13 protein-coding genes are annotated in these 18,739 nt (G+C 70.4%); 8 read left to right on the top strand and 5 right to left on the bottom strand.

Annotated elements, in window-relative coordinates; translation table 11 throughout:
* Positions 1-22 precede the first annotated feature (22 nt).
* Positions 23-2,857 carry a leucine--tRNA ligase gene (gene leuS / locus AB0I28_RS25685; protein ID WP_357497405.1) on the bottom strand — a complete coding sequence of 945 codons (2,835 nt, stop codon included), beginning with the start codon at positions 2,855-2,857 and terminating at the stop codon, positions 23-25.
* A 509-nt stretch (positions 2,858-3,366) separates the two neighbouring features.
* Between leuS and AB0I28_RS25680 the strand changes: the two genes are divergently transcribed.
* The 8 genes from AB0I28_RS25680 to AB0I28_RS25645 all read left to right on the top strand — a co-directional run bounded on the left by AB0I28_RS25680 (position 3,367) and on the right by AB0I28_RS25645 (position 14,965).
* The gene (locus AB0I28_RS25680) at positions 3,367-5,112 is read left to right on the top strand and encodes a CocE/NonD family hydrolase (RefSeq protein WP_357497403.1); all 1,746 of its coding nucleotides are present in this window, start codon (positions 3,367-3,369) and stop codon (positions 5,110-5,112) included.
* Between the two features lie 1,052 nt (positions 5,113-6,164).
* Positions 6,165-7,121 carry a MoxR family ATPase gene (locus tag AB0I28_RS25675; protein ID WP_357497770.1) on the top strand — a complete coding sequence of 319 codons (957 nt, stop codon included), beginning with the start codon at positions 6,165-6,167 and terminating at the stop codon, positions 7,119-7,121.
* A gap of 3 nt (positions 7,122-7,124) precedes the next feature.
* Positions 7,125-8,459 carry a DUF58 domain-containing protein gene (locus tag AB0I28_RS25670; RefSeq protein ID WP_357497401.1) on the top strand — a complete coding sequence of 445 codons (1,335 nt, stop codon included), beginning with the start codon at positions 7,125-7,127 and terminating at the stop codon, positions 8,457-8,459.
* On the top strand, positions 8,456-10,849 hold the full coding sequence (locus tag AB0I28_RS25665) for a DUF3488 and transglutaminase-like domain-containing protein (protein ID WP_357497399.1): 2,394 nt from the start codon (positions 8,456-8,458) through the stop codon (positions 10,847-10,849). The genes AB0I28_RS25670 and AB0I28_RS25665 overlap by 4 nt, the downstream gene beginning before the upstream one ends.
* Before the next feature lie 362 nt (positions 10,850-11,211).
* Positions 11,212-12,660, top strand: a complete 1,449-nt coding sequence (locus tag AB0I28_RS25660) for an APC family permease (RefSeq protein ID WP_357497397.1) — start codon at positions 11,212-11,214, stop codon at positions 12,658-12,660.
* Positions 12,657-13,670 (top strand): acetamidase/formamidase family protein, encoded by a 1,014-nt coding sequence (locus tag AB0I28_RS25655; protein WP_357497395.1) that lies wholly within the window; start codon positions 12,657-12,659, stop codon positions 13,668-13,670. Before AB0I28_RS25660 ends, AB0I28_RS25655 begins: the two co-directional genes overlap by 4 nt.
* Positions 13,671-13,673: 3 nt before the next feature.
* Positions 13,674-14,336 (top strand): GPP34 family phosphoprotein, encoded by a 663-nt coding sequence (locus AB0I28_RS25650; RefSeq protein ID WP_357497394.1) that lies wholly within the window; start codon positions 13,674-13,676, stop codon positions 14,334-14,336.
* 197 nt (positions 14,337-14,533) lie between these two features.
* Positions 14,534-14,965 (top strand): hypothetical protein, encoded by a 432-nt coding sequence (locus AB0I28_RS25645; RefSeq protein WP_357497392.1) that lies wholly within the window; start codon positions 14,534-14,536, stop codon positions 14,963-14,965.
* Positions 14,966-15,076: 111 nt separating this feature from the next.
* Here AB0I28_RS25645 and AB0I28_RS25640 read toward each other — a convergent pair whose 3' ends face one another.
* The 4 genes from AB0I28_RS25640 to AB0I28_RS25625 all read right to left on the bottom strand — a co-directional run bounded on the left by AB0I28_RS25640 (position 15,077) and on the right by AB0I28_RS25625 (position 18,696).
* Positions 15,077-15,448: a DUF3040 domain-containing protein gene (locus tag AB0I28_RS25640; RefSeq protein ID WP_357497390.1), complete on the bottom strand. Its 372-nt coding sequence runs from the start codon at positions 15,446-15,448 to the stop codon at positions 15,077-15,079.
* A gap of 132 nt (positions 15,449-15,580) precedes the next feature.
* The gene (locus AB0I28_RS25635) at positions 15,581-16,756 is read right to left on the bottom strand and encodes a DNA polymerase IV (RefSeq protein WP_357497388.1); all 1,176 of its coding nucleotides are present in this window, start codon (positions 16,754-16,756) and stop codon (positions 15,581-15,583) included.
* Between the two features lie 9 nt (positions 16,757-16,765).
* Complete coding sequence (locus tag AB0I28_RS25630; RefSeq protein WP_357497386.1) at positions 16,766-17,944, bottom strand: nucleotide pyrophosphatase/phosphodiesterase family protein; 1,179 nt, start codon at positions 17,942-17,944, stop codon at positions 16,766-16,768.
* Positions 17,941-18,696: a methyltransferase domain-containing protein gene (locus tag AB0I28_RS25625; protein WP_357497385.1), complete on the bottom strand. Its 756-nt coding sequence runs from the start codon at positions 18,694-18,696 to the stop codon at positions 17,941-17,943. The genes AB0I28_RS25630 and AB0I28_RS25625 overlap by 4 nt, the downstream gene beginning before the upstream one ends.
* Positions 18,697-18,739 lie beyond the last annotated feature (43 nt).

Genomic DNA, 18,739 nt, shown 5'->3' with positions numbered 1-18,739 from the left:
CGGCCCCTTCGCGCTCGTCAGGTCAGGCGACGATCGAGACCATGCGCCCGGCGATCACGATCACCTTGCGCGGCTCCTTGCCCTCCAGCGCGGCGGCGACCTTCTCCTCGGCCAGCGCCGCCTCGCGGACGGTGGCCTCGTCGGCGTCGGCGGCGACCTCGATCCGGCCGCGCACCTTCCCGTTGACCTGCACGGGATAGGTCACCGTCTCCACCACCAGGTAAGCCTCGTCGGCGACCGGGTAGTCGGTGTTGCCCAGCGACTCGGTGTGCCCGATGCGCTCCCACAGCTCCTCGGCGATGTGCGGCGCGATCGGCGCCGTCATCAGGATCAGCGCCTCGGCGACCGCCCGCGGCACCTCCGCCAGACCGGTCACGTGGTTGTTCAGCGTGATCAGCTTGGCGATCGCGGTGTTCAGCCGCAGGTGCTCCATGTCCTCGCGGACGCCCGCGATAGTGTGGTGCAGGATCTTCCAGGTCTCCTCGGCGGGCTCGACGTCGGCGATCAGCACCCGGCCGGTGGCCTCGTCGACGACGTTGCGCCACAGGCGCTGCAGGTAGCGCTGCGAGCCGATCACGGCACGCGTGTCCCACGGCCGCGAGGCCTCCAGCGGGCCCATCGACATCTCGTAGACGCGGAAGGTGTCGGCGCCGTACTCGTCGCACATCTCGTCGGGCGTGACGACGTTCTTCAGCGACTTGCCGATCTTGCCGTACTCGCGGTTGACCTGCTCGCCGTCGTGGTAGAAGTTCCCGTCGCGCTCCTCGACCTCGGCCGCCGGGACGTACACGCCGCGCTTGTCGGTGTATGCGTACGCCTGGATGTAGCCCTGGTTGATCAGGCGCTTGAAGGGCTCGGCGGTGGACACGTGGCCCAGGTCGAACAGGACCTTCTGCCAGAAACGCGCGTACAGCAGGTGCAGCACCGCGTGCTCCACGCCGCCGACGTACAGGTCGACGCCGCCGATGTGCCCGCCGTCGCGCGGGCCCATCCAGTACCGCTCGTTCTCCGGCGCGGCGATCGCCTCGGTGTCGGCGGGGTCGATGTAGCGGATCTCGTACCAGCTCGACCCGGCCCAGTTGGGCATCGTGTTGGTCTCGCGGCGGTACCGCTTCGGCCCGTCGCCCAGGTCCAGGGTGACGTTCACCCAGTCCGTCGCACGCCCCAGCGGGGGCTCCGGCGCGGTGTCGGCGTCGTCGGGATCGAAGGTCTTCGGGGAGAAGTCGTCGATCTCGGGCAGCTCCACCGGCAGCATCGACTCCGGCAGCGCCACCGGCATGCCGGTCTCGTCGTAGACGACCGGGAAGGGCTCGCCCCAGTACCGCTGACGGGAGAACAACCAGTCCCGCAGGCGGTAGGTGATCGCGCCGACCCCGTGGCCGTTCTCCTCCAGCCACGCGATGATGCGGGCCTTCGCCTCGACGACCCCCAGCCCGTCCAGGCTGATGCCCTCGGAGCTGGAGTTGATCGCCGGGCCCTCACCCGTGAAGGCCTTGCCGTCGAAGCCCTCCGTCGGCTGGACCGTGCGGATGATCGGCAGCTCGAAGGCCTCCGCGAAGGCCCAGTCGCGCTCGTCCTGCCCGGGGACGGCCATGATCGCGCCCGTGCCGTAGCCGGCCAGGACGTAGTCGGCGATGAACACCGGCACCTCGGTGCCCGTCACCGGGTTGACCGCGTAGGCGCCCACGAACACGCCCGTCTTGTCCTTGGCGCCCTCCTGGCGCTCCACATCGGTCTTGGCGGCGGCGAACTTCCGGTAGGCCGCGACGGCCTCCGCCGGCGTCGCGTGCCCGTTGGTCCACACCTCGTGCGTGCCCTCCGGCCACGCCGCCGGGACCAGCTCGTCGACCAGGCCGTGCTCGGGGGCCAGGACCATGTAGGTCGCGCCGAAGACGGTGTCGGGGCGCGTGGTGAACACCCGGATCGGGCCGGAGCCGGTGGCGAAGTCGATGTGCGCACCGACCGAGCGGCCGATCCAGTTGCGCTGCATCGCCTTGACCGGGTCGGGCCAGTCCACGCCGTCCAGGTCGGCCAGCAGCCGCTCGGAGTAGGCGGTGATGCGCATCTTCCACTGGCGCAGGTTGCGCGTGAACACGGGGAAGTTGCCGCGCTCGCTGCGTCCCTCGGAGGTGACCTCCTCATTGGACAGCACCGTGCCCAGGCCCGGGCACCAGTTCACCGGGGCCTCGTCGACGTAGACCAGGCGGTGCCCGTCGACGATCTCGCGCCGCTCGACGTCGCTCAGGTCAGCCCACGAACGGCCGCCGGGAACCTCGCGCGTGCCGTCGGCGAAGGACGCGATCAGCTCCGCGACCGGCCGCGCGCGGTCGGCGTCGGGGTCGTACCAGGAGTTGAAGATCTGCAGGAAGATCCACTGCGTCCACTTGTAGTAGTCCGGGTCCGAGGTGGCGAAGCTGCGCTTGGTGTCGTAGCCCATGCCCAGGCGCTTCAGCTGCACGCGGTAGCGGGCGATGTTCTCGGCGGTGATCTCGGCCGGGTGGCGGCCGGTCTGCACCGCGTAGATCTCGGTCGGCAGGCCGAAGGCGTCATAGCCCATCGGGTGCAGGACGTTGTAGCCGGTCATGCGCTTGAAGCGCGCGTAACAGTCGGTGGCGATGTAGCCCAGCGGGTGGCCGACGTGCAGCCCCGCGCCCGAAGGGTAGGGGAACATGTCCATCACGAACAGCTTCTCGGCCCCCGCCCGCGGATGGGACGGGTCGGACAGCGGTCCCGTGGGGTTCACCGCGTCGAAGGTTCCGTGCTGCGCCCAGTGCTCCTGCCAGCGCGCCTCGATCGTGTTGGCCAGGCCGGCGTCGTAACGGTGCGGGGGAATGTCGCCGGGATTGACGTCATTCATGGTCTTGTCACCTCAACAGACAGGTCGATTCAAAGGCATAAAAAAGCCCCTCACGCAGGAGGGGATGCCGTGCCGTCGCGGAAGGTCTACCTCGCGTCAGCACGGCCTACTAAGGAGCAGCCGGGCCGCCTTCATGGGTGCAGTGTAGCGCGCGGCGACCAGCGGCTCTATCCGCATTCGGGAGTGGGGCGACGGGGAGGGCAGGGGGGAGATCGCTTGGAGACGGTGGAAGCGGGTCGGGGATCGCAGGGAGGGGGTGAGCGGCTTCCGCCGGTGGGGTGAAACCGGCGCGGGCGAAGTGTCGGGCATCTGTCTTAGATGAGTACATCTCGCACGATTTCCCTCACAGTCGACGCTTAGTGACCTCGGGCGAACTCAGGGTGGGAATCGCTCCCTCTCAGACGCGCGTCCAGGCACCTGCCCGCAGCGCCGTCCCCATCCGCCGCCCGGCCACGGCCGGCTCGGCCCAGGGCGGCGCCGACCCCGCATGATCCGTCTTGGAGGGCTCCATGTCCGACCAGTTCGCCGCGCCCGACAACGCCGCGCCCGGTTCCGAGTTCGACGCGATGTTCAGCACCGCCCCGGCCACCGTCCCCGATCCCGCCGCGAGCGCGGGAACCGCAGCCGTGCCCGTCGCCTTCCAGCCCGTCAAGATCGAGGTCGCCGAGGACCCCGAGTTCCCGGGAAAGAAGGTGGAGCTCGACGCGTGTGTCGCCCAGCCGGAGAACGCCCAGCCGGGAGCGTGTCCGCTGATCGTCCTGCCGGCGCCGCTGGCGTCGGTCGGATGGCGCGCCTACGCGATGTTCCACCCCGCCCTGCAGACCGGGTTCATGGCCAACCTCGCGTCCCGGGGATACGTCGTCGTGGCCTACAGCGAGCGAGGGCTCGCCCGCTCCAGTGGCAGGATCGACGTCGCCGGCCCACGTGACCAGGCCGACGGGACGGCGGTGCTCGACTGGGCCGCCGAGAACCTTCCCGCCGCGGACATGGACCGTGTCGGCATGGGCGGCGCCTCGTACGGCGCCGGTCAGAGCCTGCTCATCGCCGCGAAGGACCCGCGGGTGAAAGCGGTCGCCGCGATGAGCGCCTGGGGCGACCTTTTCGAGTCGCTCTACGAGAACCAGACCCGGCACATGAAGGCCTTCTACGCGCTGCGGGGCCTGTTCCAGACTTGGCCGGGCGCCCCCGGCGCCACTCCGATGCCGGGGCCGAGCCGGCTGAACCCCGAGACCGAGCAGGTCTTCCAGAACATCATCGACAACGTCGACATCCCGGGTCTTCGCGCCTACGCCGACCGGCGCTCCCCTGTCCAGCCGGAGTTCCTCGACGGGCTCGACCGCGCGGACCTGGCGATCCTGCTGTGCACGTTCTGGCACGAGACGATCTTCTCCAACCGTGCCGTGGTGGATCTCTACAACAAACTGACGGCCGGCCCCAAGAAGCTCGTCGTGCAGATCGGCGACCACGGCAACGGTGAGGGCACCGGCCTCGCCGGTGGTCCGAGCAGGCCCACCAACGCCGCCATCGACTGGTTCGACCTGCACCTGCGCGGTGAGGGCACGGAGGCCGAGCCGATCGTCGTCGAGGCGATGCCTTCGGTCTTGACCCAAGCGCACCGCTACGGCACGTGGGAGGAGTTCGTCAACGCGCCCGTGCCTTTCGCCCTCGGCGAGCCCGGCGCCACCGCCGACGGAACCCTCGACAGCCAGGGCACCGAGTCGCCCTGGTCTCGCACCATCCAGGTCAAGGAGACTCCCGCCGAGATCGCCGACAGCCTCATCTTCCGCGGCGTCCGCGAACGTCTCGGCGACTTCCGCCGGTACAACACCGCCGACCTGCCCCGGCAGCACGCCGCGATCTGGAGCAGCGCACCTCTTGACAAGGACCGGCGCATCAGCGGCGAGGTGCGCCTGCGCCTGACCGTGACGCCCCCGTCCTCCGCCGCGACCATCGTCGCCTACCTCTTCGACGCCACCACCGCACACATCGCCACTCCCCCGGGCCTCAACTTCGACCGCATCATCACCAGCGCCGCCTACAGCGTCCTGGACGGCGAACCCGGCGCCGCGGTGACCGTCGACGTGCCCTTCCAGCTCACCGACTACATCATCCGGGCCGGACGACTCCTGCGGCTCGTCGTCGACACCGGTGACGAGTTCCTCGCCGACGCCAACGCCGACAACCCCGACCTCACCATCTCCAGCACCGGCGCCGAGCCCTCCCGGCTCACCATCCCGATCGCCGAACTCGACTGAGGCCGCACGACCACGGTCCCGCCGCACAGGCGACTCCGCCTCGGCTTGGGCGCACCCACGCCCGAGCCGAGGCGGTGGCCGGCCGGCGGGCGGTAGGGGCCACTGTGGCCGGTAGCGCCATGCGCCACCGCCCCCGCGTCATGGCGCCGGGGAAAGCCGCACATCTCGTCGACGCTTTCCATGAGCCGTGCGACGGTGATGTGCTCGCGAACGCGCCGAACAGCAGATCGAGCAAGGTGTTCGATGCGCCGTTGCCAGGCGCGTCGATTGCGGGGGCCACGTCACGCCGATGATCGGGTCCGGTCAACGCGGCCCGGCCGGGCGTCGGCCGGTGATATTCGACTCCATAGTGGACGATGAGGCCGCGGACGCCCGTCCGGGGTGACTCGCCACGCGCGGAAGCCCGGGAGGCGTCAAGCTGCCGGTGATGTCGTCGAGCAGGCCCCGCACCTGCCGCACGGCACCGGCGGTGTCGCTCTCGTCGCGAAAGCCGGCGGCTCGACGCGGAGGCGGCAGCGGACCGGCGCGGGATGGCGCGACCACGTCGAGGACCAGCCATGCCCGCGGCCGATCGCCACCTCTCTTCGCCCCCTTCACTCGCCGATTCACCAGCTCCGCGCCCTATTGGCCACCCTCTCCATTTCTGCCCGCCGCCGCCCCGCCCCCACTGCTTCCGGCCGCCGCCGCGTGCCCCCCAAACTCTGCGCCGCACGCGTACTGTGTCGAAAAGGGCCCGTTCGGGCCCTAGGACACTACCTAGCCCCACCTGGGATCTCACTACGAGCAACCCGTTGATCGCCACCGGTCGCGGCGGTTTGGTTGTCAACCAACTCGTTATGAACAAATGACCGCTTCGGCGTTTCATGTTCCCGGGAAGTTGCTGACATTATTCAGAGAAGTCCGTACGGGGAGGACGGCTGGCGCGATCCTGGCACGCTGCCCCCCATGGAAACGGCACGACGTCTTCCGCTGTGCGTCGCGCCCCGTGTCGAGGAGGCCGAATGACCGTTCATCCCACCAGGAGCGGCCAGTGGCAGGATCTTGGAGCACCGATGGCACTGCACGAGTTCAAAGCGGCGGCCGACTCCGTGGTCGCCAACATCGAGCGGGTCATCGAAGGCAAGAACGCCATCGTCCGGCTCTCCCTCGCCGTCCTGCTCGCCGAGGGCCATCTCCTCATCGAGGACGTGCCGGGCGTCGGCAAGACGAAGCTCGCCAAGGCCCTCGCCCGCTCCATCGACTGCACCGTCCGCCGCATCCAGTTCACTCCCGACCTGCTGCCCAGTGACGTCACCGGCGTGTCCATCTACAACCAGGACAGCCACGACTTCGAGTTCAAGCCCGGCGCGGTCTTCGCGAACCTGGTGGTCGGCGACGAGATCAACCGCGCGTCCCCCAAGACCCAGTCGGCGCTGCTGGAGTGCATGGAGGAGCGCCAGGTGACCGTGGACGGGGTGACCTACCCGCTCCAGACGCCCTTCATGGTCATCGCCACGCAGAACCCCATCGAGATGGAGGGCACCTATCCGCTCCCCGAGGCTCAGCGCGACCGGTTCACCGCGCGCGTGGCCATCGGCTACCCGGACACCAACTCCGAGCTGGAGATGCTCAACGTCCACGGTGGCGCCGACCCGCTCGACGGGCTCGGCCCGGTCGTCGACGCCAACGTGATCCGCCGGATGATCGCCACGGCCCGCCAGGTGCACGTGTCCGACGCGGTGAAGCAGTACGCCGTCGCCCTCGTCCACGCCACCCGTGAGGCGCCCGACCTGCGTTTGGGCGCGAGCCCGCGTTCGGCCCTGCAGCTGCTGCGCACCGCTCGCGCCGTCGCCGCTCTCGAAGGCCGCGAGTTCGTCCTCCCCGACGACCTCCAGGCGCTCGCCGTTCCGGTCCTGGCACACCGGATCCTGCCCACGTCGGAGGCGCAGCTCGCCCGCCGCACCACCGACGCGATCGTCGCCGACCTCGTACACCGCCTCCCGGTTCAGCGCACGGGTCACGGCAGGTAGCTCATGAGGGAGTCGCTGCGCGGTCTGACGACCCGGGGCAAGGCCTTCTTCGCCGCGGCGGCCTCGATCGGGCTGGTCGCGCTCGTCGTCGGCGAGAAGGACCTCATGCGCGTGGCGGCGCTCATCGCCGCCATGCCTCTGCTGTCGGCGTTCGCCTTGGCGCGGACCCGCTACAAACTGGTCAGCGCGCGGGTCCTCGACCCGCAGCGGACCGAGGTCGGCCACAGCGCCCGGGTGGTGCTGCGGCTGCGCAACTCCGCGCGCCTGCCGACCGGGACGCTCATGCTCGAAGACCGGCTGCCCTACGCGCTCGGTTCACGTCCCCGCCTGGTGCTGGAGCGCCTCGCGGGACTGATGGGAAGCTCGGTCTCCTACACGGTCCGCGCCGAGGCTCGCGGCCGCTACGACGTGGGGCCGCTGGTCATCCGGATGACCGACCCCTTCGGGCTGTGCGAGGTGACGCGCTCGTTCCCGACCACCGACCGGCTGACGGTCACCCCGAAGATCACCGCTCTGCCGCAGATGCGCCTGACGGGCGAGTACGCCGGCAGCGGGGAGAGCCGCACGCGTTCGGTCGCCGTGCACGGTGAGGACGACGTCGCCACCCGTGAATACCGCTACGGCGACGACCTGCGCCGGGTCCACTGGCGTTCCACGGCCCGCGCCGGCGAGCTGATGGTCCGCCGCGAGGAGCAGCCGTGGGAGAGCCGGGCGACGGTCCTGCTCGACGTGCGCGGCGCCGGGCATCGGGGCGAAGGGCCCACGTCGAGCTTCGAGTGGGCGGTCGCCGCGACGGCCAGCATCACCCTGCACCTCAAGGGCGCCGGGTACAAGCTGCGCATGGTCACCGAGACCGTCGACCTCGACGGTCAGCTCGGCGGTGAGGGCGAGATCCTCGACCACCTCGCCGAAGTGCGCCTGCGCAAGCACGGCGAGCTCGACGAGCTGGTGCACCGGGCCCGGCAGGGCGAGCACGGTGGCCTGATCATCGGTGTGATCGGGCAGCTCGACGCGCGCGAGTCGGAGCGCCTGGCGGGTCTGCGGACCTCTGGGGCGAGCTGCATCGCGCTGCTGATCGATTCGAGCACGTGGCTGCCGCTGCCTCCCCCGCAGCGGCAGACGGCCGACGACGCCTTCCAGAAGACGGTGCTGAACCTGATGCGCGCCGGCTGGAAGGTCGTGCCGGTCCGGCGCGGCGACGATCTGGCCCACCTGTGGCCGCTGGTCGGCCGCAGCGGGCAGGGCTTCGCCGTGCGGGCCGCGATGGCCGAGGCCGCCACGCACCTGGGCGGTGCGGGACAGCCCGGGGGAACCAACGCTTCTGGAGGGACCCGATGAACCGCCGCCACAACGTGGCCCTGATCGGCGGGGCGGCGACCCTGCTCTCGACGGCGCCGCTGACCCTGATCTTCGCCGGGCTGTTCGAGTGGTTCTTCCCGATCGTGTTCGCCGTGGCGGTCGTGGTCGGCACGGGCATGGGCCTGCGGACCCTGCGGGCGCCGCTGCCGGTGGTCCTGGGCGGTCAGCTGCTGGCGCTGGGGTTGTTCCTGACCTGGACGAGCGCGTCGAAGGGCGCGATCCTGGGCCTGATCCCGACGGGTGCGACGGCGACGAACTTCGCCGACCTGTTCGCCGAGGCGGGGAGGTCGGCCTCGGAGCAGAGCATCCCGGTGCAGCACTCGACGGGGCTGATCTTCGTGGCCGTCCTCGGGGTCGGGTTGATGGCGCTGCTGGTCGACCTGTTCACGATCGGGCTGCGCACGCCGGCGCTGGCGGGTCTGCCGATGCTGGTGCTCTACATCGTGCCGATGACGGTGATGATGGAGAGCGTCCCGTGGCTGGTGTTCATCCCTGGTGCGCTGGGCTACCTGTGGCTGCTGCTTACCGACAACATCCACCGGGTGCGGAGGTTCGGGCGCCGGTTCACCGGCGACGGCCGCAACATCGACGTGTGGGAGCCGTCGCCGCTGGCGAGCACGGGCCGGTGGCTGTCGGCGGTCGGAATCGTGTTCGCGCTGCTGTTCCCGGTGATCATGCCGGGGATCAACACCGCGGGGCTGCTCGACTCCTTCGGGACGGGCCCGGGCGGGTCCGGTGAAGGGACGGGTGAGGGCAACGGTGCTCGGCGGATCGACGCGATGGTCCAGCTTCGGGGCAACCTGACGCTCGACCAGACCGTGCCGATGGCGCAGATCGTGACCGACGATCCGAATCCGAACTACCTGCGGCTGTACGTGCTCGACACGCTCGACAGCGACGGCATCCGGCCTGCCCCGATCGCCGACCAGACCGCCTATCCCGTCGCGGAGGGCATTCCCAACCCCCAGTTCAACCCGGAGCTGACCTGGCAGGACTATTCCGCCCAGGTGCAGATCCTGGGAATGCTGGACAGCACGCTGCCGCTGTACGCCAACGCGACCTCGGTGGAGGTCGCGAAGTCGTGGCTGTACAACCCCAGCACGTCGACGGTGTTCTCGAACTCCAGCAACACCGAGGGGCTGTCGTACTCGTTCACGTTCCGCCGCTACAACTTCACCGCCGCGCTGCTGCGCGGTGCGCCGGCAGCCACTCAGGACACCGACTTCTACGACCTGAACACGCAGGTCGATCCGGTCGAGTCGGTGGACCGGCTGGTGGAGGAGCTGACGGCGGGCCTGGACAACGACTACGACAAGGCCATGGCCATCAACGACCACTTCTCCACCGAGAACGGCTTCACCTACCAGACGTCCACCGACGTGGGGTCGTCGGCGACGGCGATCGAGGACTTCCTGGCGAACAAGAAGGGTTTCTGCGAGCAGTACTCGGCGGCCATGACCTGGCTGCTGCGCAGCGCGGGAATCCCGGCTCGCTCGGTCATCGGGTTCACCAAGGGCAGTTCGGTGAACGACTCGCTGGTGGTCAGCAACTTCAACGCGCACGCCTGGGTCGAGGTGTGGTTCGAGGGCTTCGGCTGGGTTCCCTTCGACCCGACGCCGTCGAGCAACGTCCGGGCCGCGGTGGACTCGCCCTGGGCTCCCGACCCCAACCGGGTCGAGGACCCCAACGACCCCAACCCGAGTGACCCCAACGAGGACCCCAACGGGCCGAACGGGGGGCCGAGCGGGGGTCCGACGGACATGCTCGCCCCCGCTCTCGGTGACTTCGGCGCGGGCGCGGCCGGTGCCGACGCGGCGAAGCCGGCGATGTGGCCGTACTGGCTCGGCGGCGGGCTCGCGGCGCTGTTCGTGCTCGCGATGCCCTCACTGAACCGCGGGTCGCGCCGCAAGCGCCGGCTGCGGTCCGGTGAGGACACGGTCGGCTCGGCCCACCAGGCGTGGCTGGAGCTGCAGGACACGCTCGTGGACTACGACTTCCCCGGCGGGGCGTCGGAGACACCGCGAAGTACCGCCGAGCGGCTCATCGCGCGACCGCGGCTGACCGGCCCGGCCGCCGAGGGCGTCCGCTTCCTGGCCTCGGCCGAGGAGCAGGCGAGGTACTCGCCGAAGCCGCCGCCCGCTCAGGATCTGACGGGCGCGCTGAAGTCGGTGCGCGCCGAACTGGCCGAGCACACCGGTCGCTGGCGGAGGCTGTGGATCGTGCTCGCGCCGCCTTCGGTGCTGCGCTCCTGGCGCCAGGGCCTGTCGCGAACGATCGCGCGGACGGTCAACACGGTCGGGCGTGCTCGCACGCGTCTGGCGCGCAAGGTGTCGAGGAGTCTCGGCTCGAAACGCGGCCGGAGGTACTAGCCGCACGCTGCGGAAACGATGATGGGCGCGGAACCCGGCGGGTTCGGCGCCCATCGCGCCGTCCGGGACGAGAACCCGGCGGGATACCACCCGGCACATCCGCTGAAACAGGCGAACGAGCCCGGTTATTCAGTGAATAGAATCCGCCTTCCGGTCAACATCCCTCCGTTTACCTGGCCCTACGTGTCCAGGTTGGACCGTCCATAGCGGATCCTCCAACTTCCCCTATCCGGTAAGTGATAGCTAGATTCAGCAACCGCACGAACACGTTCCGATCCGCGCCACTTCTCACCTGGGAGGACAACCCAACGGGGGTGGCGCGTTGTCGTGTCTTCCCCCCTCGACAAGAAAGGATCCACTTCGTGACTCACCCCGAAGGGATCGAGAGGTTCGGCTACCGCCAGGAGCTTCGGCGGACAGTCGGTTTCGCCGACCTCGTCTTCTACGGTCTGATCTTCATGGTCCCGATCGCGCCGTTCGGTATTTTCGGCAGCGTCTTCCAGGCCGCGCACGGAATGGTCGCCCTGGCCTACCTCGTCGGCATGTCGGCGATGATCTTCACCGCGTGGTCCTACTCGCAGATGGTCCAGGCCTTCCCGATGGCCGGGTCGGTCTACAACTACGCCGGGCGCGGCATCAAACCGCCGGTCGGCTTCCTGGCCGGCTGGTCGATCCTGCTCGACTACATCCTCGTGCCCTCGCTGCTGTACGTGATCGCCAGCGTCGCGATGAACGGAATCGTCAGCGCGGTCCCCGTCTGGGCCTGGCTGATCGGGTTCCTCGCCCTCAACACCGTCGTCAACATCCTCGGCATCAAGCTGACCATGGGCGTCACCCGCCTGCTCCTGCTCGGCGAGCTCATCGTCCTGGCGATCTTCCTCGTGGTCGGCATCAACGGCCTCATCGAGGGCCGCGGCGAGGGCTTCTCCTGGAGCGCGTTCTACAACAGCGACACCTTCACCTGGAGCGTCGGCTTCGGGGCCGCGTCGGTGGCCGTGCTGTCCTTCCTCGGCTTCGACGGCATCTCGATGCTCGCCGAGGAGAACAAGGGCGACGCCCGCCAGATCGGCAAGGCCATGGCCGGCGCGCTCGGCCTGGCCGGGCTGCTGTTCGTCGCCCAGACCTGGGTCGCGGCGATGTACATCCCCGCCGAGAAGGCCGCCAGCATCATCTCCGAGGGCGACGCCGACGGTGTGGCGTTCTACGACGCCGCCGAACTCGCCGCGGGCGGCAAGTGGCTCGCCACGCTGACCCTCGCGGCGACCGCGATCGCCTGGGGCTTCGCCGACTCGCTCGTCGCGCAGGTCGCGACCTCGCGTCTGCTGTACGCGATGTCGCGCGACCGTCAGCTGCCGCGCTTCCTGTCGAAGGTCTCGGTGCGCCACGGCGTCCCGTCGAACTCGATCCTGCTGGTCGCCGCGGTCTCCCTCGGTGTCGGCCTGTGGGCCGTGGTGGACGCCGACAAGATCGGCGACAACATCGGGACACTGTCGGGGCTGATCAACTTCGGGGCGATGATCGCGTTCCTCGCGCTGCACGTCTCGGTGGTCTGGCACTACATCGGGCGCAAGAAGAGCAAGCGCTACTTCGCGCACCTGGTCATGCCGGTCATCGGCTTCGCGATCCTCACCGCCGTGGTGATCCACGCCAACATCGCCGCGCAGATCGTCGGCCTGATCTGGCTCGGTCTCGGCGTGCTGGTGCTGATCACGCTGTACATCATGGGCCGCGGACCGAAGCTGCCCGCGCCGATCAGCGGCGACAGCCCCGAGCCCGACAAGAAGCCCGCCTTCTCCGGAGAGAGCGCATGACCGAGGTCCACACCTACAAGCCGACCCCCGAGCAGCTCGCCTACACCTTCGGCGGACAGCGGGAGCCGGTCTTGCGGGTCAACCCCGGTGACGTGCTGCGCGTCTACACCGAGGACTGCTTCGGTGGAGCGGTGCGCGGCGTCGACGACCTGCCCACGCAGGTGTGCACGTTCCCGTACCTCAACCCGGTCTCGGGCCCGTTCTACGTCAACGGCGCCGAGCCCGGCGACACCCTTGCCCTGCACTTCGTGTCGATCACGCCCGCTCGCGACTGGGCGGTCTCGTCGACGTTCCCCCACTTCGGGGCGCTGACCGGGACCTCGCACACCGCGACGCTCCAGCCTCCGCTGGAGGAGCGGGTGTGGAAGTACGACGTCGACGTCGCCGCCGGCGTGGTGCGCTACCACGCGCGCAAGTCCGACTTCAGCGTCGAACTGCCGCTCGATCCCATGCACGGCACCGTCGGCGTCGCCCCGGGCGCCAACGAGTCGCGGATGACGATCGTGCCCGACGCGCACGGCGGCAACATGGACAGCCCGCAGCTGCGGGCCGGCGTGACCGTCTACTTCGGCGTCAACGTGGACGGTGCCCTCTTCGCCCTCGGCGACGGGCACTGCCGCCAGGGCGCCGGAGAGGTCACCGGCGTGGCCGTTGAGGCGGCGATGAACACCGTCGTCGCCGTCGACCTGATCAAGGGCGTGAGCACGCCCTGGCCGCGTTTCGAGTCCGACGCCGAACTGATGTCGACGGGCTCGGCGCGTCCGCTGGAGGACGCCTTCCGGATCAGCCAGCACGACCTCGTCGGCTGGGTCGGGGGCCTCACCGGGCTGGAGCAGCTCGACGCCTACCAGTTGATCGGGCAGGCGGGACAGGCCCCGGTAGGCAATGTGTGCGACCCCAACTACACAATGGTGGCTAGTGTCGAGAAGGCTTACCTGCCAAGCATCAGCGCCTACGAGGGCGCGCACGACCGACTACGGGGAATTGGCCGCGAGTACGGACAGGAGTAAACGGTGGACGACCGGTTGCCGGTACGCGACGAGCTGTTCCTGCTCTCACACGAAGAAGGCGGCAAGCCGCTCATCCACGTACCGTCACTGTCGGCCGGGCTCGCCGGTGCGCTGCTGATCGACCTGGCCCTGCGCGGCCTGGTCGACGGCACGCACGGCCGGATCAGCGCCTGGCAGCGGGAGCAGACCGGCGACCGGGCACCCGGACTCATCGGTGAGGGCATGGAGGGACAGGCCGTCACCGAGGTCCGGGGGGCCGTGAGCACGCGCGGCGCCTACGACTGGATCATGACGTGGCACCCGGGAATGTACGAACGGGTGTGCGCCGAGATGGTCACCGTCGGCGTGCTCATGCCGAAGACGACGCGCCGACTCGGGCTCGTGCCGGTCACCCGGCACGTCCCGACCCAGGAGGCGTACGTGTCGCGAGCGCGTGGGGCGCTCCGGCGGACCGTGACGGGCGTCGTGGCGCCCGACGCGGGCTACGCGGCCCTCTGCGGGCTGCTGTACGTCCTCCAGCTCGAAGGATCGCTGCACCTGTCGACCGGCGGGACGGCGCTGCGCAAGCAGCTGTTCGCCATCGCCGACCGGCACACGCCGACGATCCGCGAGATCCTCTCGGCGGTGGACAAGGCCGTCGGGGAACTGGCCACCTCGGCCTTCTAGAGAGCACCACACGCCGCGAGGGGCATGGACGCGGCGGACGCACCGATGGCCGCCCGGGTGGGGACCTGGGCGGCCTGGCGCGGGCCGGGGGGCCGAAAGCCGGACCGGACGAGCGCCGTGGCTCGTACGCTGGCGACGGGGGGCGATCGGACGCCGGCGTCGGCGGAACCGTCGCCGAGCGACCGAGGGGGCGGGCGATGCCGAGAGCCGACGTGATCAAGGCCGTTACCGAGTTCGCCGGGCCGCGCGGGCCGTTCCGGAACGACGGCGACCTGCTGGGCGACATCGACGTGTGGGTGGCCGGGCAGGGCCCCGGGCTCGTCGCGGCGCTCGCCGACCTGGTTCTGCGCCCACCGGCCGAGGACGAGTTGTGCGGGCTGCTGCGCGAGGATTTCGACAATGGTCTCGGCGAGCTGCTGTGCACCGCCGCCGGGCGCTGGCCGGACAGCGGCGCCCTGACTCCCCTGCTGATCGACGAGCGGAGCCGTCCCTACGCGGTGGACGCCCTGGGGTGCACGGCCGAGCCGGGGGCGCTGGCGGTCCTGCGAGGGCTGCGGGCGAGGAACGAGGGCGAGGCGGAGCGGATCACCGACGCGATCGGCGAGCTCCGGGAGCGTCTGGGGGCCTAGCCACGGACCGGAGTCATGGCGCGGCCGCGGCGTCGCCGCGGCCGGTGAACCACATTCCTCGTTTTCGCGGCCCGGACGGCGTTGGACCGGGACGGGACGCGAGCGCTTTCGTCAGCGCAGTCCGCGCCGGCGCCACCGCTCTTCGAGCCGGTCGGCGAGCGAGCCCCTGCGCGAGACCTTCCGCGAAGAGGTGCCGCCGACGGAGCGCAGGCGCCCCTTGCGGTTGCGACGCGGCGGCCGCAGGACGAACAAGGCGCCGAACATGACCACCGCGCCGGCCACTCCCAGGGGAATGAACCGGTTGACGGCGCCCAGTACCAGCAGGGCGAGCCCGGCGAGCACAATGAGGCCGGCGATGACCAGGCGGCGTTTGGCGTGATGACGTGGGTCGCTCGCGCGAACCGCGGAGGCGAATTTGGGGTCGTCGGCGAGCGACCGCTCGATCTCCTCGAACAATCGCTGCTCATGCTCAGAAAGCGGCACGGCACTCCTCCCCGGTTGCGACGTCGGCCATCCGACAGGGAACGTTGGAGCGTAGACACCTGTTGGAGTGTCCACACGCCAGTCTACGGTCGGTCACACGCATCCGGTACCCGGATGTCAATGCGACTTTACCTAGTGATCGCCCGCGGCGGGGTCGAGCAGGCTAGCCGGCCGGACAACCTTCGCGCCGAAGCGCTCACGGAGGCTGTCGACGGTCTGCTCGGCGTCGCGCCAACCGTGCTCGCGTTCGCCGAGTACAGGCTGGCGGGCGACGCTGCCGGTCTCCACGAGCCCTTCGAGGCGGACCCCGATGAGGCGCAGCGGCGCACCGCCGGAATGCTCGGTGACCAGGGCGTTGGCGAGGGTGAAAAGTTCTCGGGCGACGTCGGTGGGGGTGTGCAGCGTCCGGCTGCGGGTGATCGTCCGGAAGTCGTCGAAACGGATCTTGACGGTCACGGTGCGGCCGACATAGCCCGCGCGTCTGGCCCGCACGGCGACCTTGCCCGACAGCTCCAGCAGTGCCCTCCGCAGGACGTCGGGGTCGGATACGTCGGTGTCGAAAGTCGTCTCGGCCCCGACCGACTTCTCCTCGCGGGTGGTGTTCACCGGGCGCGGGTCGCGGCCCGAGGCGAGTTCGTGGAGGTGGAGCGCGGCGGCCTGCCCGACCGCGGCCCGCAGGCGCGCCACGGGCAGCGAGGCGACGTCTCCGACGGTATGGAGCCCCAGGCGGGCCAGGGAGGCCGCCGTGCGCTCCCCTACGCCCCACAGGTCGGTCACGGGAAGGGGGTGGAGGAAGTCCAGGACGCCCTCGGGCTCCACCACGAGGAGGCCGTCGGGTTTGGCCTTGGTCGAGGCGAGCTTGGCGATGAACTTGGTCGGGGCGACGCCGACGGTGCAGGTGATGTCGTGCTTCTCGGCGATGCGCCGTCTGATCGCCTCGGCGATCTCCCGGGGGTCGCCGAACAGGCGCCGGGCTCCCCGCACGTCGAGGAAGGCCTCGTCGACAGACAGCGGCTCGACCAGCGGGGTGACGTCGCGGAAGATCGCCATGACCGACTCCGAGACGCGCTTGTACTCGGTGAAGTCGGGTGGGAGGAAGACTCCGCGCGGGCAGCGCCGCCGGGCCAGCGCCATCGGCAGGGCGCTGTGCACGCCGTAGGCGCGGGCGGGGTAGTTCGCCGCGCTCACCACGCCGCGGGCGCCCAGCCCGCCGACGATGACCGGCCGCTCGCGCAGTTCGGGACGGCGCGCGGTCTCGCACGAGGCGAAGAACGCGTCCATGTCGACGTGCAGGATGCCGCTGGTCACCGCCGCAATCTAACCGGTGGGTGTGACGTTTCCGCGCAGCGTCAGCAGCGGGATCTCCATCTCGGCGGCGGTGATCGACCCGTGGTAGGCGCGCAGCACGCCGGTGCTCTCCATGTCGGCCTCGGGCACGTTGATGATCACCTCGCGCCCCACGCACACGGCGATCACGTCGCCGAGGCGTTCGGCGTTGGCCGGCAGGACCGGCCCGAACCAGCCTGTGTCGACGGCTTCCTCGCGGGTCATGACCAGGGCGCGCTCGCCGAGAACGGCTCGCCAGGTGTCGCGGACGTCACCGGCGGCGCCCGCCTGGACGTGGACGTATCGGACCCTCGGCTCACCGGCGATCAGGCGCACCCCCTGGCGCATCTCGGGGTGGGCGGCCACGTCGACGCGGCCGTCGGCGGGGACGTCGATCATGCCGTGGTCGGCGGTGACGATCAGCGCGGTGTCGGCGGGAAGACCGTCGGCGAGCATGGTGATCAGGCGGTCGGCCTCCGTGACGGCGCCGCGCCACTGCGGGGAGTCGACGCCGAAGTAGTGGCCGTTGGCGTCGACGTCGGGCAGATAGCCGTAGACGAAGGAGCGCTCGCCCTCGGCCAAGGCCGCGCGCATGCCCGAGGCGAGCTCGTCGGGGCCGGAGGCGCCCCGGTAGGACGCTCCGCGGAAGGCCGAGGTGGTCAGGCCGGAACCGTCGTAGTCGGGGCGGCTGACGACGCTCACCGCGACGCCGTCGGCGGCGGCCCGCTGGAAGCGCGTCTCCAGCGGCTGCCACAGCATCGGGTCGGGGTCGCCGTCCCAGCGGATGTGGTTGAGGACCCGCTCGGTCTCGGGGATGTTGAGGGTGAAGCCGACGACGCCGTGCGCGCCGGGAGGCATGCCGGTACCGAGCGTGACGAGGCTGACCGGTGTGGTCGAGGGGAACCCGGCGGTCAGCGGCCGCAGTGAGCCGAGCCGGCCGGAGGTGAACTCCGCGAGGGTCGGCGCGACGGCCGCGGCCTGGTCGAGCAGCCGGTGGCCGAGGCCGTCGACGAGCAGGACCGCGACCCGCCGGGCGCCGGCGAGGGGGCCGTCGGTGAGGCCGAGGACGTCGGGGTTGCCGGGCACGCCGAGGACGGCCAGCGCCGACGGCAGGATGTCGGCGAGGCTGGCCGACCCATAGCGCGGCGGGTAGGTGTCGAGCTCGTTCATGTGCCGTCCGCGAGCGTGAGGGGGCGGCGGGCGAGCAGGTGGAGCTGGCTGGCGATGTCGCGGTAGGGCAGCCGCGCGGCGGTGGCGAGCTCGAAGTCGCGCAGGGCGTCGGCGGTGGCGCCCTCGGTGTCGGAGCCGCCGGGAACGAGGTCGGCGATGACGCGCACGCCGTGCACCTGTTCGATCGCCAGTCCGGACTGCTCGACGAGGGCGGTGATGCCGGTGAGCTCGAAGCGCCGGGACAGCGTGTCGCGGGTGCCGGCGCGGCCGTCGGCGTCGCCGAGGATCTCCTGGGCGAGGCGCAGGTGGCCACCGAGGGCGCGGGCGAGGACGGCCGCGGCGCGGTTGGCGACCAGGACGCTGACGGCGCCACCGGGGCGCAGGACCGAGGCTACCGAGGTCATGGCCTTGTCGGGGGCGTCGACCATCTCCAGCACGTTGTGGCAGAGCACGAGGTCGGCCGACTCGGCGTCGACGACGTCGGCGAGGGCGTCGGCGTCGCCCTGCACGGCGCGGATGCGCTGGGCGACGCCGGCCTCGGTGGCGCGGCGGGTGAGGCCGGCCAGGGCGTTGGGGCTGGTGTCGACGACGGTCACGTGGTGGCCGGCTTCGGCCAGGGGCACTGCCATGCCGCCGGTGCCGCCGCCGACGTCGACGATGGTCAGCGGCTTGTCGTGCGCGGCGAGTTCCGCGTCGAGCACCGACCAGACGACCACGTTGCGCGGGGTTGTGTGCGCGAGGATGCGGTGCACTTCGGTCCCTTTCGGCGATGCGGCTGCTGCTGGGCAGCTTAGC

Source organism: Phytomonospora sp. NPDC050363, from assembly GCF_040655735.1.
Taxonomy (GTDB): Bacteria; Actinomycetota; Actinomycetes; order Mycobacteriales; family Micromonosporaceae; genus Phytomonospora.
Note: the sequence above shows the minus strand (reverse complement) of the source record. Positions and strands in the feature narration are given on the sequence as shown.